The 23,722-nt window shown below is 66.1% G+C and carries 22 protein-coding genes; 13 read left to right on the top strand and 9 right to left on the bottom strand.

Annotation, left to right across the window (positions count from 1 at the left end):
• Positions 1 to 212 precede the first annotated feature (212 nt).
• Entirely contained in the window at positions 213 to 797 is a 585-nt protein-coding gene (locus KXC42_RS24485; protein WP_024476687.1) for a TetR family transcriptional regulator, read from the bottom strand.
• A gap of 448 nt (positions 798 to 1,245) precedes the next feature.
• Between KXC42_RS24485 and KXC42_RS24480 the strand changes: the two genes are divergently transcribed.
• Positions 1,246 to 1,800 (top strand): hypothetical protein, encoded by a 555-nt coding sequence (locus KXC42_RS24480; protein WP_257606221.1) that lies wholly within the window; start codon positions 1,246 to 1,248, stop codon positions 1,798 to 1,800.
• Between the two features lie 74 nt (positions 1,801 to 1,874).
• Here the strand turns inward: KXC42_RS24480 and KXC42_RS24475 are convergent, their stop codons facing one another.
• Positions 1,875 to 3,278 (bottom strand): PIN domain-containing protein, encoded by a 1,404-nt coding sequence (locus KXC42_RS24475; RefSeq protein WP_219130564.1) that lies wholly within the window; start codon positions 3,276 to 3,278, stop codon positions 1,875 to 1,877.
• Between the two features lie 62 nt (positions 3,279 to 3,340).
• On the opposite strand from KXC42_RS24475, the gene KXC42_RS24470 reads away from it, so the two are divergent.
• A complete protein-coding gene (locus KXC42_RS24470) occupies positions 3,341 to 3,577 on the top strand; it encodes a hypothetical protein (RefSeq protein WP_219130563.1) in 237 nt (78 codons plus the stop codon).
• A 13-nt stretch (positions 3,578 to 3,590) separates the two neighbouring features.
• The gene (locus KXC42_RS24465) at positions 3,591 to 3,914 is read left to right on the top strand and encodes a hypothetical protein (RefSeq protein WP_219130562.1); all 324 of its coding nucleotides are present in this window, start codon (positions 3,591 to 3,593) and stop codon (positions 3,912 to 3,914) included.
• A 78-nt stretch (positions 3,915 to 3,992) separates the two neighbouring features.
• Here KXC42_RS24465 and KXC42_RS24460 read toward each other — a convergent pair whose 3' ends face one another.
• Positions 3,993 to 4,403, bottom strand: coding sequence for a hypothetical protein (locus tag KXC42_RS24460; RefSeq protein ID WP_257606220.1), 411 nt, complete (start codon positions 4,401 to 4,403; stop codon positions 3,993 to 3,995).
• Between the two features lie 145 nt (positions 4,404 to 4,548).
• A complete protein-coding gene (locus KXC42_RS24455; RefSeq protein ID WP_257606219.1) occupies positions 4,549 to 4,857 on the bottom strand; it encodes a hypothetical protein in 309 nt (102 codons plus the stop codon).
• Positions 4,858 to 5,173: 316 nt separating this feature from the next.
• Here KXC42_RS24455 and mobF point away from each other — a divergent pair, with 316 nt between their 5' ends.
• Positions 5,174 to 8,692: a MobF family relaxase gene (mobF, locus tag KXC42_RS24450; RefSeq protein ID WP_257606218.1), complete on the top strand. Its 3,519-nt coding sequence runs from the start codon at positions 5,174 to 5,176 to the stop codon at positions 8,690 to 8,692.
• Positions 8,693 to 8,720: 28 nt separating this feature from the next.
• Here mobF and KXC42_RS24445 read toward each other — a convergent pair whose 3' ends face one another.
• On the bottom strand, positions 8,721 to 10,577 hold the full coding sequence (locus tag KXC42_RS24445; RefSeq protein WP_219130560.1) for a helix-turn-helix domain-containing protein: 1,857 nt from the start codon (positions 10,575 to 10,577) through the stop codon (positions 8,721 to 8,723).
• A 116-nt stretch (positions 10,578 to 10,693) separates the two neighbouring features.
• Here KXC42_RS24445 and KXC42_RS24440 point away from each other — a divergent pair.
• Positions 10,694 to 11,967, top strand: a protein-coding gene (locus KXC42_RS24440; protein WP_156354424.1) for an IS3 family transposase whose coding sequence is annotated in 2 segments (ribosomal slippage) — positions 10,694 to 10,973 and positions 10,973 to 11,967 — 1,275 coding nt in all. Because the reading frame shifts where the segments join, the coding sequence is not laid out codon by codon here.
• 576 nt (positions 11,968 to 12,543) lie between these two features.
• Here the strand turns inward: KXC42_RS24440 and KXC42_RS24435 are convergent.
• The 3 genes from KXC42_RS24435 to KXC42_RS24425 are packed head-to-tail and all read right to left on the bottom strand — an operon-like array spanning position 12,544 to position 13,951.
• Entirely contained in the window at positions 12,544 to 13,251 is a 708-nt protein-coding gene (locus tag KXC42_RS24435; protein WP_064257844.1) for an IS6 family transposase, read from the bottom strand.
• Positions 13,151 to 13,600, bottom strand: a complete 450-nt coding sequence (locus KXC42_RS24430) for a hypothetical protein (RefSeq protein ID WP_219130559.1) — start codon at positions 13,598 to 13,600, stop codon at positions 13,151 to 13,153. The genes KXC42_RS24435 and KXC42_RS24430 overlap by 101 nt, the downstream gene beginning before the upstream one ends.
• Before the next feature lie 42 nt (positions 13,601 to 13,642).
• Entirely contained in the window at positions 13,643 to 13,951 is a 309-nt protein-coding gene (locus KXC42_RS24425; protein ID WP_068156914.1) for a hypothetical protein, read from the bottom strand.
• 1,111 nt (positions 13,952 to 15,062) lie between these two features.
• On the opposite strand from KXC42_RS24425, the gene KXC42_RS24420 reads away from it, so the two are divergent.
• The 8 genes from KXC42_RS24420 to KXC42_RS24385 all read left to right on the top strand — a co-directional run bounded on the left by KXC42_RS24420 (position 15,063) and on the right by KXC42_RS24385 (position 23,345).
• A complete protein-coding gene (locus tag KXC42_RS24420) occupies positions 15,063 to 17,219 on the top strand; it encodes a type IV secretory system conjugative DNA transfer family protein (protein ID WP_068156917.1) in 2,157 nt (718 codons plus the stop codon).
• A 110-nt stretch (positions 17,220 to 17,329) separates the two neighbouring features.
• A complete protein-coding gene (locus tag KXC42_RS24415; protein ID WP_064257753.1) occupies positions 17,330 to 17,677 on the top strand; it encodes a hypothetical protein in 348 nt (115 codons plus the stop codon).
• 2 nt (positions 17,678 to 17,679) lie between these two features.
• The gene (locus tag KXC42_RS24410) at positions 17,680 to 19,068 is read left to right on the top strand and encodes a ParA family protein (RefSeq protein WP_219130558.1); all 1,389 of its coding nucleotides are present in this window, start codon (positions 17,680 to 17,682) and stop codon (positions 19,066 to 19,068) included.
• A gap of 61 nt (positions 19,069 to 19,129) precedes the next feature.
• On the top strand, positions 19,130 to 20,431 hold the full coding sequence (locus KXC42_RS24405; protein WP_064257751.1) for a hypothetical protein: 1,302 nt from the start codon (positions 19,130 to 19,132) through the stop codon (positions 20,429 to 20,431).
• A 24-nt stretch (positions 20,432 to 20,455) separates the two neighbouring features.
• Positions 20,456 to 21,166, top strand: a complete 711-nt coding sequence (locus tag KXC42_RS24400) for a hypothetical protein (protein ID WP_064257750.1) — start codon at positions 20,456 to 20,458, stop codon at positions 21,164 to 21,166.
• 48 nt (positions 21,167 to 21,214) lie between these two features.
• Positions 21,215 to 21,736: a hypothetical protein gene (locus KXC42_RS24395; RefSeq protein WP_231912158.1), complete on the top strand. Its 522-nt coding sequence runs from the start codon at positions 21,215 to 21,217 to the stop codon at positions 21,734 to 21,736.
• Between the two features lie 151 nt (positions 21,737 to 21,887).
• On the top strand, positions 21,888 to 22,361 hold the full coding sequence (locus tag KXC42_RS24390; protein WP_068156919.1) for a hypothetical protein: 474 nt from the start codon (positions 21,888 to 21,890) through the stop codon (positions 22,359 to 22,361).
• Positions 22,362 to 22,364: 3 nt separating this feature from the next.
• Positions 22,365 to 23,345 (top strand): zeta toxin family protein, encoded by a 981-nt coding sequence (locus KXC42_RS24385; protein ID WP_064257748.1) that lies wholly within the window; start codon positions 22,365 to 22,367, stop codon positions 23,343 to 23,345.
• A 139-nt stretch (positions 23,346 to 23,484) separates the two neighbouring features.
• On the opposite strand, the gene KXC42_RS24380 is transcribed toward KXC42_RS24385, so the two are convergent.
• A complete protein-coding gene (locus KXC42_RS24380; protein WP_082921222.1) occupies positions 23,485 to 23,694 on the bottom strand; it encodes an abortive infection family protein in 210 nt (69 codons plus the stop codon).
• Positions 23,695 to 23,722: the final 28 nt, after the last annotated feature.

Below are 23,722 nucleotides of genomic sequence, written 5' to 3'. Positions count from 1 at the left end.
GAGTCGTCTCGTGAGAGAGGTGCGCACTACGGCCCCGCCGTAAAATACGTGCCTCACTGAGATAGGGGGCAGATGACTGATGGAGCCGAGCGTCAGCGCGAGAGCGTCGCACAGAGTGTCGCTGGCAAGAGTTGGCGTCACAAAGTTCGAGGGAACTTTCGGAGTTCGGTTCGATGAAGTGACTAGTCTTCTCGGCGAACTTCGTGACCTGATTACTGCCCGATGAGTCTTCGGGCAGCGGTGACGACGGAGGCACGGCGGCGTGCGTGTTCGGCGTCGCTCTCGGCTCCGGTGATCATGCGGGCGACCTGCGGTACCGCTGACCACCATCCGGCGAGTGAGAGCACGAGGAACATCAGGTGGTCGGCGTCGAGGTCGCTCGTTACTGTGCCCTTGGCCTGTCCGTCGGTCATGGCGGCGACTTTGTATCCGTAGTATTCGCGCCGCTCGGCCTCGTCGGGTACTTCGGTGTCGAAGACGAGCCCTTCCCAGCGCATGAGCCTGCCGAGTTCGGGGTGCTCGCGGTGGTAGTCGTAGACGCGCCCGGCGTAGTCGCCCACGTCCTCGGTTGCGAATGATTCGACGGGCACGTCGCGGGCTACCTTCGCCAGTTCCTCGCGCAGTACGGTGGCGAAAAGTCTGTCCTTGCCCCCGAAGTGCGTGTAGACGCGCTCCTTGTTCACCCCGGCGGCCTTGGCGATGCGCTCGATGGTCGTGCCGTGCGGCCCGTGCGCGGCGAACTCGGCCACCGCCGCGTCGAGGATGCGGCGCTTCCTGCCCTCAACATCCCAGCCCATCGTTCCCACCTCCCGTCTCGTGCGGCTCTACTCCCCGCGTGAAGGACGACGTTGCGGATGAGTCGGCTACAGAGCCATGTACCGACCAGACAGAAAACGACGACGAGTCACCCCTGCCGCCACAAGATAGCTAGGCCTCGTCATCACCGACGATTCCAACACCTCGACCCCCGTAGCCATCAACGCCTCCCGTTGCCCATCTCGGTGGACGCAGTCGTGAAAACCGAGACACAACAAGGAAGGGACCTCGCGCTGCGAGGCCCCTTCCTTCATTCCTATGTCCGTGGGGGGAGGCTTACGCCCGCAAGTCCCACGGCTAGTACGTCAAGTGTACGTTCTCAGAGTGCCGCCCGCCAAGCCCACTGATGCCGCAGCCATCCAAGCTGTATTGAGTGCCCCTCGAGCTAGTACCTACATCACGGCGGCCGGCGGGGACGCCGCCGGAGCCATGGCGCTGTACGGCTGGAACGCGCGCATCGCCGCCGCACTGATGCTGCCCTCCCACTTCGCCGAGATCTCCACACGCAATGCGGTCGACGAGGCACTTACCGCCGTATACGGGCCCAGATGGCCGTGGAACCAGACTTTCGAGCAGAGTCTTCCTTCACCCAAGGGGCCTATCTACAACCCACAGCGTGACCTAACCCAGACTCGAAGTCGTGAACAGACCGCAGGCAAAGTGGTCGCAGAGTTGAAGTTCTCGTTCTGGCAGGCCATGTTCACCGCTCGCCACGACGTGCGTATCTGGGACCACCAAATTCTGTCCCTATTTCCCAATGCCACCCAGGCCACCGCCAAAGCGCTTCGCGGACAGATCCGCGGCGACCTGGAGGCCATCCGGAAGTTGCGGAACCGCATGGCACACCACGAACCGATATTCACCCGCGATCTCGCTGACGACCTAGCGAGGATGCTTAATCTCGTGGAGCTGCGTTCTACGGCAACCGCGCAATGGGTCCGGCAGATGGAAGAAGTCAGCACCATCCTCGCCGAACGCCCGTGAACAGACACCCTCGTGGCACGACGCCTAGGTCCGTGGAACCGCGGCCGACTACGAATGCGCGCCGGCAGCGCACGCTACGCACCAAAACCCATTCGGGCGACTGCGTCGGCGGCGAGGGTGTTGAGAGAGTCGTTCATTCGGGCGACTGCGTCAGCACCGATGTTGCTGAAGGGGTGACCCGCCCGGGCGACTGCGTCGGCGGCGAGGGTGTTGAGAGAGTCGTTCATTCGGGCGACTGCGTCAGCACCGATGTTGCTGAAGGGGTGACCCGCCCGGGCGACTGCGTCGGCGGCGAGGGTGTTGAGAGAGTCGTTCATCCGGGCGACTGCGTCAGCACCGATGTTGCTGAAGGGGTGACCCGCCCAGGCGACTGCGTCAGCTCGTTCCCATGCCCGATGCTGTGGATCATCTTCTTGTGCCCGGATGGATTCAACCGTCACGTCAGATACTTGGTTGTCGGCAGTGAGCTCAATACGTCCAGCCAGAGTGAGTCTCTTCCTCACCAGCTCGACATCTCCAGATCGCCTGGAGACCTCAATGCCGGCATCTACTTCGCAAGTAAACCGCGCTGTCCAGGCTCCGCCTGCCCGGTACGCGGCCTCGGAGAGCGTCACACTATCGCTTGAGCGGACCGACGAGGCAATCCTCGCGGTCATCGTGTCTAGGGGGAGAGCGGCAGATCGCGGGTCGAGGGCCGTGGACAAGAGAACTTGTAACAAGACGGAATCAAGTTCGTGCCTATCGACCGTTCCCCACAATGAGTCACGGTCCGCGTCCTCGAGTGGCGAGAACTTAGCCAGAAGGTGTTGCTCCAAACGACGCAGGCTACGTGCATAGAACACTCGACCTGACAGGCCCAAGTTGCCTAGCTCAGGCACCAACTCAGAGTGCCAGTCCAACGGATAGTCCGCGGTGTCACGGGTGTCCTTGCTAGTCGGCTTCGCGCCGAAGTCCTTGAAGTTGTCGCTGACGAACCACACATCGCACTCGGGATGCCTCTGCGCGACATCAAGCACGCAGAACCAGATCAAGGTGTCCCGGTAGCCATCCTTGGATTTCGCGCTTTCTCCCTCACCAGCGACGCCGTAGGGTGCCCGACGCTCAGACGCTCTGCTTGCAATGTCCAGGTGGTCGATCGTGGCGGGCAAAGGCTCGATCTCAAACCCCAGGTCGTCAAGCCGGTCCCTGAGCGAGGTCTCGTAGGTGGCGGCGCGATCGTCGGCCGCGGCGAGGATCGACTGAAGAGCCTCACCCATACCGAGCTCGTGAACCCATGAGGAGAGCTGCTCCAGACGGCTCTTATCTGGCTTCCAGTCCCGGCGAACAACGTTCACGGTCTCCATCAGAACAACATCAGGGACTAAGAAGTGGAGATGCCACTCGTCTGAGCGGTTGGAGAGATCCGTCCACTCGGATGAATCCAGAAAGGGGCGCCGCACCAAGATGTTGGTGTCCAGGACAATGATCGTCTTGCTCACAGCGCGATCCTCTCATCCTGGATCCAGTGGTGATGTCGTACGTGCTTGCCATGCTGGGTCCCGTGACGACTTTCGACCTGCTTGAAGAGGCTAGGGATCTGTGGAGACTGGTCCCGCAGCCGATCCGCTTTGCGATTGTGTGTGGTGCGGTCTTGGTTGCGGCGATAGTGACGGACATGTCAGTGCTGGAGGTGCCAGTGGTGGCGACCTTCTGGGTCGCGCAGCAGGCGATAGAGAAGATGGTGCAGATACTGAACTACGTGCTTTCTGTTGACATTCCTGTTCCACAGATCCTCTGAGGGGAGACCGGCCATGTGGGATTCACAGACTGCTCTCCAGGCGGTCGCCGTTGTGGCTGTGGCCGCGGTGTTGGTGCCTCCGTTGGCCCGCAGGGTCGGGGGCTTCTGCGAGGTGATCGGGTTCTGTGGGGTGTTGCAGTCGAGCAGTTGGGCGCCCACGGTGATGGCACTCGGGTTGTTGGCGTGGTTCGTTGGGCACTGGTACTTCGCGGTGCGCAACGACGTGCACTACCGGTCGCGGCTTGCCCTGGTGGTGATCGACAAGACGCCGCTTCGCTGGACGATTCCGAGGTACTGGCAGCTGCGCCGGGAGCGGCGGCTCGCCACCGCCCGCTGACACTTCTCGTGTCGGGTTGGCGCAGGAAAGGCCCCGCCGTGTGGCGGGGCCTTTGTTGTGGGTGAGTGTACGTCAGGGCTAGAACAGCGGGGGCGTGTCGAGTGGTGCGGTGTTGCCGCTGACGCGGGCGTAGGCGCCCGCGTACCATCCGCCGGCGACGGCGTCGCGGACGGCCACAGATCGGGCGTGGCGATCTCGTCGTTCGGCGGGGTTGCGGATGATCCCGGTGCGCCCGCAAGCGACGGCGTAGAGCAGGTTCGCTGATTGGGTGGAGGCGATGAGGTGCCCCGGGTCGACGCGCACGCACAGCGGTTCGTTGCAGCGGTGTTCGCCGATCACGCCCTCGCGGAGCTGGCCCGCGATCAGTAGCGCGAACCGGTGGGCGTACTCGGTGCGGCTGACGCCGGCTGAGCGCCAACTGATCCTGCCGTACCCATCGGATACCGCTCCGGTCCAGATCCAGCATCCGTTGCCGGGCGCTTTGACCACGCGGGAGGCAAATGCCGCGATTGCGGCATCAGTGGGGGCTAGGTCCGGATCGTAGGGCCTGGATCGGAGAGGGAACGGCTGGGCCCGTGGTGCGTAGTCCATCCCGGGCAGCGGGATGTCGTCGAACCACGGGCCGCCTGGGGGATCAGTACTGCTCGGCACCGCGGTCGTCCGAGGGGTGCTCGCCGTTGTTCTGGCCGGCCGCGTCGTCGTTGGACGGGGTGGCCTGCTCGGCGCTGGTGCCACTGTCCTTGGCGCTGCGGATCGCCGCCCCCACCTCGCGGGCGGACAGGCCGGTCATCTCGGCCAGGTCGGCCTGGGCGACGCCGAGGTCCCGGAGTTCGATGAGTGCGCTGCCCAGAGCCGCTTCTGCTTCCTCGCGTGCGTCGATCGCCGAGAACACGGCCACGAGCTTGGACTCACGCTTACGCGCCCGCTCCAGCTCGAGGGACATCGCCTGACGGGCGCGAGCCCGTGCGGTCTGAGAACGTGAGTCAGACTTCGTCGTGGCCATGACCGAAGCCTATGGGCCCACCCGGTCCCCCGCAATCCTCACCCGCTCCCCCACGACCGCCTCCGTGCCGCACCCCGTCACTTCACGTCGTCGTCGCTTCGCTCCCGACTTCCGCAAACCCACGGTCTCGCTTCCGCTCCCCCTGAACTGCCATACACAGTAGGCACTACTAGTGACGTCCGGAAAATGCCTGCTCAGCGCGCCGCCGACGCGTCGTGCGTAGACGCCGCCCCGCGGCGGCTCTACGCTGGGGCTCATGATGAGCCTCCGAGCGGTACACGCGGGTACTGGATACCAGTACCTGCTGCGCTCGGTCGCCACCCACGACGCTGACCCCGAGGGCAAATCGCTGTCGGACTACTACGCGGCCAAAGGAACACCGCCCGGGCGGTGGATCGGCAGCGGATTGACCGGCCTGCTCTCTGAGACAGCAACTGCCGGCGCAGTCGTGGGAGAGCTCCAAATGGCCGCCCTGTACGGCGAAGGGCTACACCCGGACACCGATCAGATGATGGCCGAAGGGAAGAGCCTGGGCGCCTGCAAGCTGGGCCGGGCCTACCCCCTGTACTCCGGAGATGTCCCCGTGCTCGCGGCGATCTCCGCCGCTGAGAAGGCGTTCCTCGCCGCCGAGGGGCGCCGCCCCACTCCCGACGAGAGAAACCAACTCGCCGAGAGCGTCGCCCGCCCGTTCTATCGCGATGAGTTCGGCTACGAACACGCCTCCGGCAAGGACGTCATCGCCTGGGTAAACCGCGAACGGGACAAGGTCCGCCAGGCCGTCGCCGGGTTCGATTTCACCTTCTCACCGGTCAAAAGTGTCAGCGTTCTGTGGGCGCTGTCCGACGAGCGCACGGCCTCGAAAGTGGCGGCGCTACACCATGAGGCCGTGGCCGAGGCCCTGCGATGGGCCGAGGACAATGCGATCTACACCCGCGTGGGTGCCGGCGGCATCGAGCAGGTGAAAACCAGGGGCATCGTCGCCGCTGAGTTCACGCATTTTGACACCCGTGGCGGGGACCCGGACCTGCACTCGCACGTGTTGATCGCCAACAAGGTGCAAGGCCCCGACGGCCGGTGGCGCACGCTGGATTCGCGGACGATCCACCAGATGCACCAGGCGATCTCGGCTCGCTACGACGCTGTCCTGAACGACCTGCTCTCCCGCCGGATGGGTCTGGAGTTCCAGGCGCACTACCCGCACCCGGACAAGGCACCGATCTGGGAGATCAAGGGCATCGACCGCCGTCTCATCGACGTGTTCTCCACGCGTCGAGCACTAGCGCGCCCGGTCTACGAGCAGCTCGTTGCCCAGTACGTAGAGAGATGCGGACGCCAGCCCACCCAGCGAGCGGCGTACGCCCTGTGGCAGAAGGCGATCCTCGATACCCGCGACGCCAAAAAGCCCGCCCAATCCCTCGATGAGCACCGTGCCACCTGGCGCCAGGTGGCTGAGCAGGCCATCGGCGCCGACGCCGTCTCGTCCGTTGTCCGCGACGTCACCGAGCAGGCCACCGTCGATGCGCAGCGCAAGGTTTTTGACACCGACAGCCACGCCCGACAGGTCGCTGAGCAGGCCGTGAGGTCGGTGTCGTCACGCCGCGCTCAGTTCCGCCGGTCGCACGTCGACACCGCCGTATCCACAGCTCTAAAGGGCTACCGGTTCGCCTCCTCAGGCGCCCTCGACCAGGCCCACGCCAAGGTCATGGACATCGCGCTTCGCGAGCTCATGGTGGAGCTGACGCCGCCTGAGCCACTGATCCTGCCCGAGCCCCTGACCGGTCACACTGGCGCAGGAATCGACCGGCACGCCAACGCGGAGAAGTACACCACCCAAGCCGTGCTCGACGCCGAGACCCGCGTCCTCGATGCAGCCCGCACCCCGGTGACAGTGATCGCATCCCGCGCCACGCTCGAGAAGGCACTTGCCGCCCACGCCAGGACCACAGGCTGGCCGCTCAACACCGGCCAGAAGGAACTGGCCCACCACCTCGTCGGCGCTGGAACCCTGCTCGCCGCCGGCGTCGGACCGGCCGGCACCGGCAAGACCACCGCCATGAAAGTGGTCGTGCAGGCGTGGGAGAACACGGGCCGCCACGTCATCGGTCTAGCGCCCTCCGCGGCAGCGGCCAGCGTGCTGGCCGGCGACATCGGCACCGACTGCCACACCATCGACTCGGTGACCTTCACCTGGCTCGGCCGCAACCCATGCGCCCCGGGCCGTAGCCTCGAGGCGCTGCCGGTGACCATCCGCCCCGGCGACATGCTGCTAGTCGACGAAGCGGGCATGGCCAGCACCGAAAACCTCGCCGCGCTGACCGAAATCGCCGCCGAATCCGGCGCCGTCCTGCGCCTGATCGGAGACCCCAAACAGCTCGCCGCCGTCGAGACCGGCGGCCTGTTCGCCGACCTGACCCGCACCCCGGGAACAGTCGAACTGAGCGAAGTCATGCGCATGGGAGCAGACACCGAACAGGCCGAGGCAACGCTCGCCCTCCGCGAAGGCAACACCGACGCCCTGGGCCTCTACGCGCACCGCGGCTGGATCCGTGGCGGACACCGCGAGCAGATGCTCACCGACGCCGTTCAAGCCTTCCTCGACGACACCAAGGCCGGCCGCAAGAGCCTGGTCATCGCCTCGAACAACAGCGACGTCGACTCGCTCAACGAGGTCATCCGCGCCGACCGGATCGCCCACGGACACGTCGACGACACTCGCACCACGCGCCTTTCCCGAGGCGACACCGTCGGCGTCGGCGACACGATCATCGCCCGTGAGAACGCCAAGCTCTACACCTCCGACAGCAAGTACCTCGGCCGGGTGATCAACGGCCAACTATTCACCCTCACCGGCATCGCCGACGACGGCTCACTAAGCGTGCGTGACTGGGGCACCGGCAACGAGATGGTCGTGCCGGCCAGCTACGCGAGCAAGAGCATGCACCTGGGCTACGCGACGACTATCCACCGTGCCCAGGGCGCCACCGTCGATGTCACCCACGCAGTCGTCGACACCTCGGTGGACCGTGCCGGCCTGTACGTCGCGATGACCCGCGGCAAGAAGGAGAACCGCGCCTACGCCGTGTGCGAACCCACGGTCGACCTGTCTGCCGAGGACGCCCACATGCACTCAGCCGGCGACCACGACGCCCCCACCGCCGCCGAGGTACTGGCCGCCATTCTCAGGCGCGACACCCACCAAGCCTCCGCGACCGCAACACTGCGCGAGGAGATGACAGGCGCCACCGACCCGGCGCGCATTGAAGCGCTGTACCGCCACGGCGTCGACCTCGCTGCCCAAGCCTTCACCAGCTCCACGCTGCCCACGTACATCGACGCCCTGCCGCGCCTCTACGGCCGACACCTCGAGCCCGGAGGCGACCAATACGACGTCCTCGCCCGAGCCTGGACCGACGCCGCCACCACCGGCCACGACCCCCGCGAGCTGTGGGCCGAGGCCACCGCGAACCTGGAGACCGCCGACAATCCAGGGGCCGTCATCGCGCACCGGATACGTCACGCGACAAACCAGGAGCGGGACCGGGATGCCCTGCCCACCCCTCCCCCAATCGCGCCGGCCACCGACACCGAACTGGCAGCGTGGCTAGCGACCACATACGGCTCGCTCACCACCGCGCCGGCGCCCGCAGCGTCTGACGACTTCGCTGAGTCCTATCTGGCCCACCGTGCCGCAGAACAAGAACGCGGCCCGGAGACCCACACCACGACGAGCTGGCCATGGGGGCCGTCTACCGACTCCTCCCCCGACCTGTGGTGACTCGCCCCTGCTCGTTCGGCGCCAGTGGTCAGGCGGCGGTGCGGGCCCATTGGTGGGGTGCGAGCAGCATGTCGGGGGCGGGTAGTGCCGCGCGGGCTGCGGCGACCAGTTCCCACCAGCTTTCGGGGTCGGTCTCGCGATGGCGATCTTGGGCAGCCATCGCCGCGCCCCAGGTGGTGGCTGATACTGGCGGGCCGGTGGCGGTGGCGCCGTAGGCCAGCGCGATGTCAGTCGGATGGACCTGTTCAGCCTCAGCAGGGTTGGGGAACTCGCCCCACTCGGCCAACGCGTCGGAGCGCTCCGGCTGATGTCGGGTGGTGAACCACCACACAAACACCGCCGAATGCAGCCGGTACAGGCGCACCCGATCAGCGTGCGCACCATCAACACCAGCAGCAACAGCCGCTCGCGCTAACCGCGAACGACCGCGGTATACCCGGCCGTCAGCGGTGCACAGACCCAGAGAGCGCAGCGCGCGCAGTTTACTGCGCACAGTCGCCGGGCAGATACCCAGTGTGGTCGCCAGCTCACGCACCGATAAGCGGCCAGAGGCCAGCTGTGTCCACACGCGCATACCCAGCACCCCGAGTGGGCGGGCGTGCCAAATGTCCTCCCGAGCACACGCGAGCTCGTCCCGGAGCTGGCGATCCATTTCTGGGGAAAATACTGCGCCACTTCTCTGTTCCCCGCCCCCAGGCTCTACGATCCGCCACACTGCGGCCCAGGGGCCCGCTGCTTGCTGCACGCGGGCGACCCACCCCTGCTGCACCAGGGTCTTGAGGCGGTCGGCGACGGTGTCCCTGGTCAGGCCTGCCGCGAGGGCCCAGTCGCGTTCGGACAGGTGCACGGTGTCGGTGGCGGCTGCGAGCGTGCGGGCTGCCAGTGCCAGGAGCACGAGGCGGTCCTGGGTTCCGGTCTTGCCGGCCCACCTGGCGGGTTGGGCGTTCATGCGGGTGAGCAGGTCGGCGACAGCCGCTTCGGCGGCGTGGCGGGCAGGTGAGGGGCCCGAAGTGTCGCGGTTGGTGTAGCTGGCCGCGGTGACCGCTTTGGCCCACTGGCGGGCCAACTCGGCTGCTGCGTCGAATCGAGGGGTGCGTTCCGCCGCACTGGTGCGGCGGGTGCGGACAAATTCCAGGCCGGGCCAGCGGTCGTTGAAAGCGGCCTCGTGCACGTCGCGGTACTGCATCCGGGCGTGGGCGCAGGTCAACAGGATCGACCACCCCACCGCGGAGGCATCGGTGCGGTCGGTGATCGGGGCGCGGGCAAGGGCACGGATCTGAGGGTTCAGGGGGCGTCTGGGTCCGGAGAGGTACGGATGGCCTTGCGCATCGACGTGCACAGGAACCGGGGCGATCCCAGCACCGGCGGTGGAGGTGCCCTTGGTCTGAGGGGGTTGTGTCAGCTGCGTGAGCAGCGTGCGCAACGCTCGCAGGGACACCGGGCGGATATACGGATCTGTCAGGGGCACTGCTGTGCCGCCGGCGCGGTGGGGCGAGCCCGGGGCGCGGACACAACCCGTGCGCGAATTGGACAGCGGGCCCCGATCCAGCGAGGGCCACATGGCGCAGAAAGCGTCGATGAGCGGTGCCAGGCGGTGCGGGGAGATGGCGGTGCTCAGCCGGATCCATACGTGGTATCCCCCACCAGGTCCTGACGAGCACACCAGATGCTCGATGCCCGCGCCAGTCAAGGCAGCTGTGCACGCTGCAAGGTCTGTGTCCGCGGTTGAGCCAGCATGGTGGGCGTCAAAATCCAGGGCGAGGAGCCGAAACTTGCCCGATTCATCGGTCAAGTGCAGCGCGAAAGGCGTCCCCTCCCCCGGCGCGCCGTCGGTGAGACGCCTGGCGGCGGCGAAGGTGTGCGCCTTGTGCGTGTCGACGCGCACATACGGGCGCGGACTCCACGCGCACACCACAGAGTCCCACCACCAGGTGGGATCGGGGGGTATGATGATCCCTCCCGGGATTTCCGGAGGGCTCCTCTCAAGGGAGGATGAAACCTATGGCAGCAGGATCGAAGCGGTACTCGGCTGAGTTGAAGCGAGACGCCGTGGACATGGTGGCCCAGTTGGTGGCCCACGGGTCGGCGGAGTGGCCGGCGATGCGCAAGACCGCAGATCTGTTGGGGGTGACCTCGGCGGAGACTGTCCGTCAGTGGGTTCGTAAGGCCCCGGCCGCTGATGCGGAAGGCGCCTCGAGGGCCGACAACGAGGAGATCCGCAGGCTCAAACAGGAGGTCGCCGAACTCAAACGGGCCAACGGCATCCTGAAAGCGGCGTCGGTTTTCTTCGCGGCCGAAATCGACCGGCCACACCGGTAATTGTGGACTTCATCCGCACCCACCAGGGACATCGGGTGGGTGCGGATGGTCTTATCTGGGGTGTCGATTCGATGTGCGCCGTGCTCTCTGAGCACGGCTGGCGCATCGCCCCGTCCACATACTACGACCACATCAACCGCGGGCCGAGCGCCCGTATGCTCGCTGACGCGCAGGTCATCGATGCGATCTTCATGCTCCGCAAGAACAAACCCCTGACCCGCGTTCTGGGCTCACGAAAGACATGGATAATGCTGCGCAGCAACGGATTAGATGTCGCCCGTTGCACGGTTGAACGGGTCATGCGGGAGATGGGATGGCACGGCGCGATCAAGAAGAAACGGGTGCGCACGACCATCCCTGACGCGGCGGCCAAGCGGCCGACGGATCTGGTCGACCGGCAGTTTTATGCCGCGGCACCCAACCGCCTGTGGGTGGCCGATTTCACCTACTGCCGCACCGAATCCGGTTGGGCGTACACAGCCTTCGTGACTGACGTGTTCGCCCGCAAGATCGTCGGCTGGAAGGTGGCCACGGAGATGACGGTGAACTTGGTGACCGATGCGATCAACAATGCGATCGACAACAGAAAACGTTGCGGGGTAGTCGATTTGAGCAAACTCGTCCATCATAGCGACGCCGGATCGCAGTATACTGCCATCGTGTTCGGGCAGCGATTGGCCGAGGAAGGGATCGCGGCCTCTATCGGCACCGTCGGGGACAGTTTCGACAATGCCCTGGCCGAATCGGTGAACTCGGACTACAAGAACGAACTGGTCGACAACCAGCCCCTGTTCCATGGAGCCACTGAGTTGTCGCTGGGCACCGCCGAATGGGTGGCGTTCTACAACCGAGAACGACCACACAGCTACTGCCACGACCTCACCCCCGACCGGGCAGAGCAACTCCACTACGATCGCATGCGCACCCTCAATCCGGAGGAAGCGCTCACACCATGAGCTCTCCGGAAACGCCGGGAGGGATCATGAGGTTGTCACTGTCAGAGCTAGACACGCCGATCGGATCGACTGGACCATCCGATGGGTATGACTTACCCTGAGAGGTGCCTGGAAGCACAGCTCTCCTAATTGGTGAGCAACACCGAGTTTGAGCGGTAACTCGAACTCTTGACTTTCGATCCCGGTCCACCTGCCAGTGGGCCGGGATCAGTCATTTCAGGGTTGCGGGGTGTTCAACTGTTGGCCGGGCGCGGGCCGGCCACCGCTTCACGCTGAAATTGCCTCCTCATCTGCAGGTGGAACTACGGCCTCGGGCAGGCCAAGATTGATGGCGGCGAGGTCAGCCAAGTATTGAGACATCGAGACGCCTCTAGACCTGGCTTCCACCCGAAGTGCCTCGTACACCTCAGGGGCCATACGGACGGGCACGCGCATGCGCTCGCCGAATGACGGTCGCCCGGGGCCCCGCTGCTTCGTCGCCATGGGAGGAAAACGGCACTGTCACGTTAATCGAAAAGTATAGCGGCACAGCTCGTTTGGGACGAACTGCTACGGAACATCTTCGGGCCGTTCACTTCAGGCGGCGTCGGTCACGGTGACTTCCTCCCAGACCGCGAATCGGTCGGCCATCTCGGTGCGCCACTCGGTCGCGGTTAGTCGATGCCGGCGGGGCCGGAAGTGAGGTGAGATGCTGCTGAACGCTGACAGGAATCGTTGCGCGTGCCCAGGTGAGGTGAAGCGTTTCATCGCACGTTCGCGTTGTCGGGTCGGTTGGTGCGAGTTCTCGGCGCGATTATTCAAGTACTTCGACTGGCGATGCTCGACCGATCCCAGCAGTTCGCGGTGGGCGACCTGGTAGCTGCCGAGTTTGTCGGTGACGATCACCCGCGGCACATACTCCAGACTTTTGAGCAGCTTGCGGAAGAACCGTTTGGCCGCCAACGCGTTTCGGCGGGACTGGACCAGCACGTCGAGCACGTTTCCATCCTGGTCGACCGCCCGCCATAAGTAATGCAGTGTGCCGTTGATTTTAATGAAGACCTCGTCGAGGTACCACTTGTCACCGGGCCGGGCCCGCCGTCGGCGCAGCGCGTTGGCGTAGGACTGCCCGAACTTGGCGCACCACCGGCGGATCGTCTCGTAACTCACCACGACACCGCGTTCGAGCATCATCTCCTCGACTTCACGGAAGCTGAGCGGAAACCGGAAGTACAACCACACGCAGTGGTTGATGATCTCGGCCGGGTATCTGTGGCCTTTGTACGACAGTAGTGCGGTGCTCACCCCACCGATTCTCCCAGTTCGCCGACTTCAACAACGTGACAGTGCCCTTGGGCGGGCGTGGGGCGTTCAGGTCGTTCCATGCGGCTTTGAGCACCGACCGCAGTGGGCGATCGGCGTTGACGTATTTCGTGACCTTCGAGGTGAGCACGACACCGAGCGCGAGGATGATCACGATCGACTGGAAGTTGATCGGGACGTGCACGATCGCGCGGGCGATGATGAAGATCGCCACGGGGATGACGAAGCCGATTCCGACCGCTCCGTAGCGCACTCGGAACGGCAGTGTGAAGCCGGTCGGGCCGAGATAGTGCCGGTCCACGCGGTGCAGCATGTCGTCGTTGTCGATCACGGTCGTGCCCTTCAGTCGTCGGCCGGTGGTTGCAGGTAGCGGTCAGACCTGGATGCCGACCAGACCGAGGAGCCAGTTGCCGATCCCGGTCGCCGCGTTGGGGTTCGTCGCGACGCCCAGATACGCCATGCCTGCCAGCGACAGGCCGCCGACGGTGACGACCTTCGACAGGTTGCCGCGCAGGCCACCCATCAGCACCACGCACGCGATGAGAATGAGGATCGTGAAGACGATGTTGTCTTCGATCCATGCGCGCACCCCCGTGGTGCTGACCTCGGTGGTCTGGGCGAGTGCGTCGCCGGTGGGGATCGTTGTGATCGCCAGTTCGGCCAAGCTTGACGCGAGAGACATGAGCGCTCCATTGATGGTTCGGTCGATACACCCGAGTTGGGATGGGCGAGACCGTAAAACGGCGAGACGTTTTTCCCCAACAGGGTGACCGCACCTATCGCGTGTGTCCGCAGAGGTCGACAAGCAGATCGAACGAGACGGACACGCACCGCCGAGCGCCCCCGAAATGCGGTGCAGACATGACGCATCCGACGGTGGGCCGTAGCAGTGTCCACGAGCTCGCTCTCAGCGTCCACGCAACGATGCGCTCGTCGATGCCTATGGGGCGGTAGCAGTTATAGCTCTCATATGGGTACCCAGTACGCCTATCCCAGCGCCACTCTCGCGCGATGCGGCAGTGGTGGTCGCCCGGCGGTGATCGAGCACGGGAGAAGGGCGGCGCGGGTCAGACGTACGCGCACGGGGGGAAGAGCGCTCGTGTGAGCGCATGAAATCAGCGGTGGATTGGGGGATCGATTCGAGCGGTGGATTCGACCGCTCGAAAAAGCGCTCGTAGCGCCTACCCCTCCGGGGTCACTCCCCCCCGGCGTTCCTTGGGGGGGAGTGTAACTCAGAATTCCGCCGAGCGCCAACGCTATTCGCGACCGCCCATGTCGAACGCTATTTCAAGCGCTCGATGCACTGGTCGTACACACGCGCAGCGGCGGTGACGTCCAACGCTGTCGTGACCGCTCATCGGAGCGATCGTGAAGGCGGGGCGACTCGCACGATCGAGCACTCTTTCGCGCGGCGCGCGACCACTCCAGCGAGCGCTCGAAGAGCGCGACGCACGTGCATCGACGACCGCCATGTCGAGCGCTCGGCAAAGCGATGCGCACACAGGTTTTCGACCGCTGATTCGAGCGCTCCAAACAGCGGCGCCCAGCCGAGTGGAAGAGCGCTCGATGCAGCGATCGAACGAACAGGGGACGTACGCGCCTTAAGCGTCTGCCGAACATGTTGGAGAGCACGTCAATCGGCGGCCGGCGTCCCGATGCGACATGCCATCGCTCGAAAGGGCGGAAGGTGTCCACCCTGTTGGTGAAAACAGCACCCCTCTGTAACTCTGCTCGCACCCACCGAACAGCAGCCACATCGTCAGCGACGTCGACACGAGCGAAAGGCACAGGCAGTGAGCGGAACTCCAGACCCACTCAAAGACTGGTTGGTCGCTGTGTGGCGCGACACGGTCGGAGACAGTGGCGATGCTCGCGGCCCCCGGATCGGTGACGATGGCCGCCCCACCGGAGTCTCGCGCTTCGTGCCGTTCTCACCGTTCACTGCGGTACCTGCCGCAACGGCCTTCGCCAGCTCCCATCTCATTGCCTCCGCAGCCGGCAACCAGGCTGCGATCGACGTGCTGACTCAGCTGCACGACTACCGGTGGCCGCTGGCGGTAGCGACCGCACCGCTGATCGGTCTCGACCTTGTCCGTCACCGTGCCCGCCGGTGGTCGCAGATGCTCGAATCGATGGTCCGGCAGAGCACCGGTCACCTGCCCACGAAGGTGACTGTTCCGCTGTCCGCTGGTCGGCGCACGATGCGCCGCGCGACGATCAAGCTGCCGCGTGGTGCGGTGATCCGACCCAAGCAGTTCGAGGAATTCTCCCAAGCGGTCGAGTCGGCATTCGGTGGCAACGACTCGTGGGCGATGACGGTGCGGCACGACGCGCACCGCGACCGACTCGTCCTCACCCGCACATCGATCGCCCCGGACACCCGCAGCGAACGGCAGAAGGCTCTTCAGGACGCGCTCGATGCGGCGTCGATCTTCTCCGACCCCAAGGTCACCGTTGAAACGATCGATGAGAACGGCATCGAGACCGGCTATCGGATCACCTTCGACAAGTCGATGAATACCGGCTCGCCCGGCTTCCAAATGAAAGTCGAGGAAGCGCTCGCCTCGTTGGCGGGGGAGCACGAGTCAGGCCGCAATTGGACCACTGATTGGTATCCGAGCAGAGGATTCCTCGTGATGCGTTTGGTCACTGCCATGCCCACGCGTGTGGACCACCCCCTCGAATTGGTCGACGAGAACCTGCGGCACCTGCCCTATGCGACCGGTGCCGCGGACCGGATCATGTTCTGGGATGTGTCCACCAGCTCGAACAAGCCGCACTGCCTGATCGTCGGCCCCACCGGCGGTGGCAAGACCTCCGTGATCCGCACGCTGCTCACCGAAGCGGCGCGGCGCGGGATCCCGTTCGTCGGGGTCGATCCGAAGATGATCGAACTCGACGGCCTCGAGGGCTACCCGGGGTGCGGGGCGATCATCTACGACGCGCTGCGCGCGGCGATGTTCGTGCGCGCCCTGCACACCGAAATGATGGCGCGCAACGCCTACATCCATCAGATGAAGATCGAAGGCTCGCAGCTGCCGCTGATGATCGCGGTGCTCGACGAGTTCTTCATCCTCTCCGGCAAGTGGCAGCGCCTGGCCAAGACCGGCGACGACGAAACCAAGACGCAGCTCAAGGAACTCGATCCGCTCGGCGCGTGGGCGGATCTGGCGGTGCTCGCGCGCTCGGCCGGCATCCGACTGTTGCTCGGGGTGCAGCGCCCGGATGCGTCCCTGTTCGGCGGCGCCTCGGGTAATGCGCGCGACAACTTCGGCACCCGCATTTCCCTCGGCAATCTCTCGCAGGACGGCGCGCTGATGATGTGGGGCGACTCCACCGTCGGGCGGGAGGTCGACACCTCGGTCAAAGGCCGCGGGATCGCCCTCGGCGACGACGGTAATCCGGTCGATGCGCAGATGTGGTGGACCCCGAACGTCGACAAGCACCCGAACAAGTGGAACCAGCTCTCGGAGAGCGAGAAGGCGATCATCGACGGGTTGGTGCCGGCGGAGGCGCCGCAGTTCACCTGTTACTCGTCGGAGTTGGCCGAATTCATCGAATCCGAGCGGGCGCTGGCGAAGCGGGCCCGCAGCCACGGCAGCGTGCCCGAGCCGGTCGTCATCGGGGCGGGTCGTTCCGACGATGCCGCGGTGTCGATGGTCAAGGCAGAGCCCGAGTCGGCCTCGGAACCGGAGGTGGAAGACGACGACTTCGCCGATGCCATTCCGGCGTCGAGTGTGCAGGCCGGTCAGACGGTGCTTCTCGACGACTCCGGCGGCGAGCTGGTGCCGGTCACCGTCGACGACGTCGAGGTGCGCCGCAACAAGAAGGGCGAGGTCAGCTCGACCGTTCTGATCGTGGGCACCGGCCGCGTCAAGACCCGCATCACCTTCGATGCGACCGGCGTCGTAGCCCTGCCCGATCCCGACTCCGTAGGAGCGCCCGTATGACCTTGTGACCGTGCCGCATCGCACCGATGGGCCGACCTTGATCAGTGGCTCTCGTGCCGAGAGTCCATCCGCTACCGCAACACCGGAAAAACACCCTCGAAAGGATCACCATGACCCGCCGTATCTCCCAGTCGATCACCCCCACCACCGAGGACGTCGTCGCGCTGCGCGGACCGTTCATCTCCAAGGGCGCCAACGATCCGGTCATCGCCGCGCTGCGTGAATACTTCAAGGCATCGGTGCCTGCGTGGCTGCCCAAGCTCGACGAGAAGCAGGAACTGACCCGCGAACGTCTCGCCGAGATCCGCGACGCTTCGACCAAACGCCGCGCGGTCATCGAGGCGTTGCCCGAGGGCAAGGCCCGCGAGCAGGCGTTGGCCGAGTTGGAGCAGACCGAGGCCGTCGTCGAGGACATGGACACCGCGCTGGCCGGCGCCGGTGCCTTCGGCGGGAACTGACGATGACGCCGACCGTAGAAATCGAGGCGACCTCTGCGACGACAGCGCGCGCACAGCTCGCCGGTGCCGACGTGCCGCCGATGGAACTGGCTGCGACCGAGTTCAAGAATCTGGCAGCTGTCGTGCACGAGTTCGTGCGCACCATCGCGGTGGAGCAACAGGCGGCGGTCGAAGTCGTCTATCGGACGGGCAAAGACACTCGTTTTCTCACGGTCGGCCCTGACGGTAAGCTCACCGAGAACGCCCCGAGCGTGCCCATCCCGGTCGTGGCGACCGATCCGGAACCGGCGGCCGCGGAGCCTGCCTCCCCGCCGCCGGCCGGACCGGTGACCGTGGCCGCCGAATCGATCCCGTACGAGGCGCCCGCTCAGCCTGTCGAGCCGCCCGTGCGGCCCGCGCACACGGCTGCACCCACCGCGGGGCTTGTCCGGCCCGTAGACGCGGCCACAGGCCCGATCGGGGTGGTGCCGGCACTGTCGGCACCGGGCGTGAATCCCGCGGCGAGCCTGCCCGCCCGGATCGGTATGCGGGGCCGTCTCAATGCGATGCTCGGCCTGGCCTTGGCCCCGAAGGCGGACTCGCTCGAGATGCGGCTGCGCGAGGCACAGGCAGCGATCGCGGGCCCGCTGCCGGAGGGCGCGGTGATCACCTTCGCCAACCTCAAAGGTGGCGTCGGCAAAACGCCGATGTCGATCGCCCTGGCCGAGACGATTGCCGAGTACCGCGGCCCCGCCACGGCCGCGTGCTTGGACCTCGGGGAAATCGGCGGCAGTTTCGCCGACCGGGTCGCGGTCCCCCCGGCAGCAGGACACGACGCGGTGAGCTTGCTCGCGGATCTCGGCCAGGCACCGCACCAGGTGCGCCCGTCCACCCTGGCGCGCTATCTGACCCGCCAGCCGAACGGCTCCTACGCCCTGGCAGGACCGGCTGGAGCCGAAGCGCCACTGAGCTTCGACGATGCCGCCACACTCGGGACGATCCTCGAACGGCACTACGACCTGCTGCTCGCGGACACCGGAAACTCGAGTCACTCGGGCAGCTGGCAGTGGGCGATCACCGCCGCGAACACCGTGGTGGTGCCCGTTCCGCTGCGCCGCGACGCCGCGGTGGCCGCGCAGCGCACCCTCACTGCGATCTCCGCGGTCCGCCCGAATGTGCTTGCGCGCACCGTCGTCGTCATCACTGACGGACCGGGGGATGCGCCGATGGTCGAGACCGAGGCCGTCGAGGCGTTCACCGCGCTCGGGGTGTCGGTGTGCCGGATGCCGTTCGAGCCGGTCTTCGCGTCCGGGGAACGGATCGTGCTGTCACAACTGCGCCGCGAGACCTGCGATGCGCTGACCGTGCTCGCGGCGACCGTCACCCGGATCGGCAGTGATGCCGCTGGCTGAGTCGTTGCCCCCGCTGCGCGGTGGGCCCGTTTTCTTCACCTACTTTCACCGAGAGGTACAGATGAGCATCGACACCACTATCGGAAACCGCGCCGCGCGCCGCGCACAGGGACGGCATCGTCGTCGGTCGGCGAGAAGCACTGCGACGGCGCTGGCGGTGGCCTCCGCTGCGTTCGGGATGTCCGCGATGGTGGCAGGCCCGGCGTCGGCCGAACCGATTCAGGGCGGGGTGACCGGCGGCACCACGCAGGAAGGTGTGACCAGCGGCGCGCAGACCGGCGGCACCACCGCGGCCGAGACGCCTGCGCCGAGCGCCGCGGAGCCGAAGGCCGACAGCAGTTTCTGGGTCGCGCCGCCGGCACAGTACAACCAGGGCACGCGTGCCTACGACCCGCAGACCGGTGGCGGGGTGACCGTCGTGGACTACTCGACCGACTATTTGACCGACTACTCCGGTGGGGGTGGATACGGCGGCGACAGCGGTTACGGCCACTCGGGTGAGGCGACGCCGGCTGTGGACTGGAGCCAGCTGCGTGCCCCGACCCCGGTGATCGACCCGACCGTGCCGATCGAGGCACCCAAGGACACGATGCGCATGGGCCGCGTGGTGTTCGACCAGCCCAACTGGGTCTCCGACATCGACGCCGAACGCACCAACAACACCACCGCAGTGATCGAAGCTCAGGTCACCGATGCGTGGCGCTCGGTCGGCCTCGATACCACCGAAGCCGAACGTGTCGCCTCGGCGCAGGTCGCCGGCGCTGCGCTCGGTGCCGGTGCCGGTGCGGCTGCCGGGTGCGCAGCGGTCGGTGTCCCGGCCAGCCTCGTGGTCAGCACGGTCGCCGGTATCGGCGGCGCGATGGCCGGAACGATGGTGCCGCTTCCGATCCCCGGCGTTGCTCCGGTCACCAGCGGTGTGGCCGCGACAGCGGTCGGTGCGGCCGGCGGTCTGGGTGTCGGGTGCGCGATCGGCGGCGGTATCGGCGCTGCTGTCGGTGGTGCTGCCGGCCTTGCTGCCGGCACGGCCTACGGCGCCGGTGAGAACGCCACGCCGATCGAGGCTGAGGTTCCCGACGTCGAGGCCGAGACCGTCGGCGAGCAGGTCGACGCCACGCTCGAACAGTGGTCACAGGACCCGGTCGGTCAGGTCGTCGTCGACGCTGTGCAGACCTTCACCACCGACACGGCCCCGGCGATCGACACGCAGGCCCGCGATTTCGTGCAGGCACAGCCGGGCGGTGAGCAGATCATCGAACAGGTCGACCAGACCCTCGAGACGTTCTTCAACGACGCCACCCCGGGCCTGGCCGGAAACCTGATCACCAACGCCATCGGCGACGGAATCACCCAGTTCGGTATCTGAGTCGAGATGAAAGTGGGCAGCGTCATGAGGAAGCCGAACATCAAGCGGCGGACCCCTCGCCATCCCGCGGTGGTCGACCTTCTCGGTGGTGCACCCACCTCATCTGCGGCGACGCCGTCGACCCCGACCGCTTCGGCGGCACCGGGACCGGCGGCGTCGCCGCGCGCGGGTGGCCGTCGGCGAGTCGGCCGCACTGCCGCTGTCGTTGTGGTGGCCGCGGCCGTCGTGGCAGGCGCGATCGCCGTCGCCGGACAGTTCACCGCAGGTCACAGCGCCGCCGAATCAGCCGCGTCGACAGAGGCTTCGGACCCGGCATTCGCCCCGGTCGACGACAACGGTCTGCCGGTGCTCAATCTGCCAGAGGACACCGAGCCGGCCGCTGCCCCCGCCGATCCGGAGGTCAGCGATGAATGCCGCGCCGATCGCGGTGATCAGCGCAGTGGGCAGGGCGTGATCGCCGCGTTCAACTACGCGTACTACAACCGCCGCGATGGGGTCGCCGCCCGCGCCCTGGCCACCCCGACCTCGACGGTCACGCCCGCCCCGGAGTTGCAGACCTTCATCGACAAGCTCCCGCAGGGCACCAACTACTGCCTGCGCACCGTCGAGCTGTCGGCCGGGGTGTTCCTCGTCGACCTGTCGGTCATGCGACCCGGTGAGCCGGTCGAGCGCGGCACTCAGACCGTGACCACCGCAAAGATCGACGGCCTCTGGTACGTCGACGTGTTCAAGTGACCGGGCCCCGCGCCGCCGTCCCTGCTGTTCCGAAAGGACCACCCGGAGATGTTTGTGACCGACCAGCTGCGCCGCGCGGCGCTCGCGGGGGCGGCCCTCGCGAGCGGACTTGCCGTGTTGACCGGATGTGGCGACCAGCCGCGCGCCGCTGCGGCAGTGTCCACGTCGTTCAGTGGCCAGGTTGTCACCGGTACCAGCACCGATCTGGGAAGCATCGTCTTCGGCTGGGGAGATACGCACTCGGACACCGAGATCACTACACCTCGACCGGACGAGGTCACCGCCCGGTGCACCGGCCACGGCCACGACTTGGCCGTCGAGATCACTGCTGCGCACGGGTGGACGATTCGCGCTGCGTACGGCTCACCGGTGCTGACGGTGGCCAACACCGACCAGCAGCTGCCGGCCGCCGAGATCGACACCACCACCGCGTTGATCGCTGCGCCCGAGCCGGTGGACTGGTCCGAACCCGACCAGCTCGATATCGCCGTGGCCGCCGACCGCCCGGACGAGTGGAGCAGCGAGCACAGCGGTCGGGTGTATGTCTCGGTGCACGTGGACTGCCGCTGACCGGTGTCACATCACGTCCTTGGTGGACGTTGCTGGCGCACGTACACGACTGAGGTTCGTACTACGTGAACAGCGTTTATAAGTTTTCCTATATGCAGGTATGCTGGTGGGTGCGATCTCAGACAAGTGCGACGCCAGCAGGAGGTGCGCCATGACGACGATGATGAAGCCCGATGAGCAACTCATCGCGGATCTGGGCCGGGAGAAAGCCCGGGAAACCGCTGCGCATATCGCGTATCTGCGGCATCTGCGTCAGCTCCACGAGCGTGGTTTCATCCAGGTGCGCTTGGCCAAGATCGTCGGCGTGAGTCAGCCGACGATCAGTGACATGCTGCGCCGCGCTCGTGTCGATGCTCCTGATGTGCGGCCCGGTACGCACGGGGGGACCGCCTACGAGATCGCCGCCCGCTATGCCGCTGGTGAGATCTCGCGCACTGCCATGTTGCGTGAGCTGACCGGATGGAAGTACGAACGCCCTGCCGAGCCCAATCCCTTCGAGTGGGCCGAGGACGGAAACCCTGCCACAGAAGGAAGTTTCACCGTGCAGGTCGGGCGTGCTCTGCGTGACGGGTTCCTCACAGACGAGGACTACGATGCCCTGCTCGAGGCGCTGGCAGACCGCTGACCTGTGCTCACACCCGCCGACATCGACGCCCGCCGTAGTTTCCTCACCTCCCTCTCCGCAGGGGAGGGACCGCTCCAGCCTGATGCGCCCCATGCCACGGTCAACAATCGCCGCTGGTTCCGGCGGATCGACGGCGCCCCGGTGCCCACCAGCGCGCGCCGACGACTGCACGAGCAGATCCTCGAGCGGTGGCGCGCCGCGAACCCGCATGTTGCCCGCGAACGCTCGGCCATCGTGATGGCCGGCCCACCCGGTGCGGGCAAGTCCTCGTCCCACGATCAGCTGTTTCGGGGCCGTGATCGGCGTCGATGGCGCGAACTCGACGCCGATGTGTTCAAGCGCTACCTGCTCGAAGCGGCTCTCGCCGACGGCACCCTCGAGGAAATGTTGCCGCCGGAATTGCGCGCAGCACAGGGAGAGGACAGTCGGTTCTATCCTTTCGAGTTGTCGGCGCTGGTCCATCGTGAATCGACCGATGTTCTGTTCGCTGCTGCCGAACGCGATGCTATCGCGGACGGGGAGAACCTGATCATCGATGGCACTCTCGCGTGGAAAGCCCACGCCGAGCGGCTCCTGCGTCACTTGCAGCAGGCCGGTTACACGATCCACGTCGTCGATGTCGAAGCGCCGCAGCACGTGGCCGCCGAGCGGATCGTGACCCGCTGGCGTCAGGGGCTGCTGCGGGCGTTGAGCGAGCCTGCCGATCCCGTCGCACGTCTCGGTGGCCGTTGGGTGCCGGCCACCGCGGTCGACGCGCTGTTCACCGAGTTTCGCCAGCCCGATCATTTGCCGCTGCGCGGCCGGTCGGTCACGCAGGTCAATGCGCTCGAGGTGAGTGAGGCGAACACCGCGGTCGGGTGCTACGACCTGTATCGCACCGACGATGCGAGCCGCGGTGCTGAGCACATCGAACGTCGTGAGCGGTCGACCGAGGGTGGGGAACTACATCTGACATGGACGGCGGCTTCGACGCCGGTCGAATGAACAAGGCGCCGAAATCGCGAGAGTGCGTTGAGGTTCTCTCACGCCAGTGCATGTGATGTCGAAGATGCTCACCCGTGACAACAGTGAGGGGGTTCAGGAACGTGGGGTACGCGTAATCTCGCCGGGAAAGGGCGACGATCTACAGTTTTCGCCAGGGGGCTCTCGGGTCCGCGAGTGTGTCGAGCATGAGCTGGCACCAAAGGTAGGCGGCGTTCACAGCCAGGTGTCCATGACGTGGACCGAGACCTGTAGGTCTCCGATCGCGACCGTGGCCGGTGCCGTAGGCGTTGCGCAGTTCGGCGACGCCTATCGCGATGCTGAGCGCCCCGCCTAAAGATGTTTCGGTAATAGGGCGTGTCGTTGCACGTGATTCGCGC

The organism is Rhodococcus sp. LW-XY12, assembly GCF_019317345.1.
GTDB classification, from domain to species: domain Bacteria; phylum Actinomycetota; class Actinomycetes; order Mycobacteriales; family Mycobacteriaceae; genus Rhodococcus; species Rhodococcus pyridinivorans.
Note: the sequence above shows the minus strand (reverse complement) of the source record. Positions and strands in the feature narration are given on the sequence as shown.

What these genes read in the sequence shown, in the direction of transcription:
- KXC42_RS24485 (WP_024476687.1), bottom strand. Translation starts at nt 797, where the DNA reads ATGGGCTGGGATGTTGAGGGCAGGAAGCGCCGCATCCTCGACGCGGCG.
- KXC42_RS24480 (WP_257606221.1), top strand. Translation starts at nt 1,246, where the DNA reads ATGGCGCTGTACGGCTGGAACGCGCGCATCGCCGCCGCACTGATGCTG.
- KXC42_RS24465 (WP_219130562.1), top strand. Translation starts at nt 3,591, where the DNA reads ATGTGGGATTCACAGACTGCTCTCCAGGCGGTCGCCGTTGTGGCTGTG.
- KXC42_RS24455 (WP_257606219.1), bottom strand. Translation starts at nt 4,857, where the DNA reads ATGTCCCTCGAGCTGGAGCGGGCGCGTAAGCGTGAGTCCAAGCTCGTG.
- mobF (WP_257606218.1), top strand. Translation starts at nt 5,174, where the DNA reads ATGATGAGCCTCCGAGCGGTACACGCGGGTACTGGATACCAGTACCTG.
- KXC42_RS24425 (WP_068156914.1), bottom strand. Translation starts at nt 13,951, where the DNA reads ATGTCTCTCGCGTCAAGCTTGGCCGAACTGGCGATCACAACGATCCCC.
- KXC42_RS24415 (WP_064257753.1), top strand. Translation starts at nt 17,330, where the DNA reads ATGACCCGCCGTATCTCCCAGTCGATCACCCCCACCACCGAGGACGTC.
- KXC42_RS24410 (WP_219130558.1), top strand. Translation starts at nt 17,680, where the DNA reads ATGACGCCGACCGTAGAAATCGAGGCGACCTCTGCGACGACAGCGCGC.
- KXC42_RS24405 (WP_064257751.1), top strand. Translation starts at nt 19,130, where the DNA reads ATGAGCATCGACACCACTATCGGAAACCGCGCCGCGCGCCGCGCACAG.
- KXC42_RS24400 (WP_064257750.1), top strand. Translation starts at nt 20,456, where the DNA reads ATGAGGAAGCCGAACATCAAGCGGCGGACCCCTCGCCATCCCGCGGTG.
- KXC42_RS24395 (WP_231912158.1), top strand. Translation starts at nt 21,215, where the DNA reads ATGTTTGTGACCGACCAGCTGCGCCGCGCGGCGCTCGCGGGGGCGGCC.
- KXC42_RS24390 (WP_068156919.1), top strand. Translation starts at nt 21,888, where the DNA reads ATGACGACGATGATGAAGCCCGATGAGCAACTCATCGCGGATCTGGGC.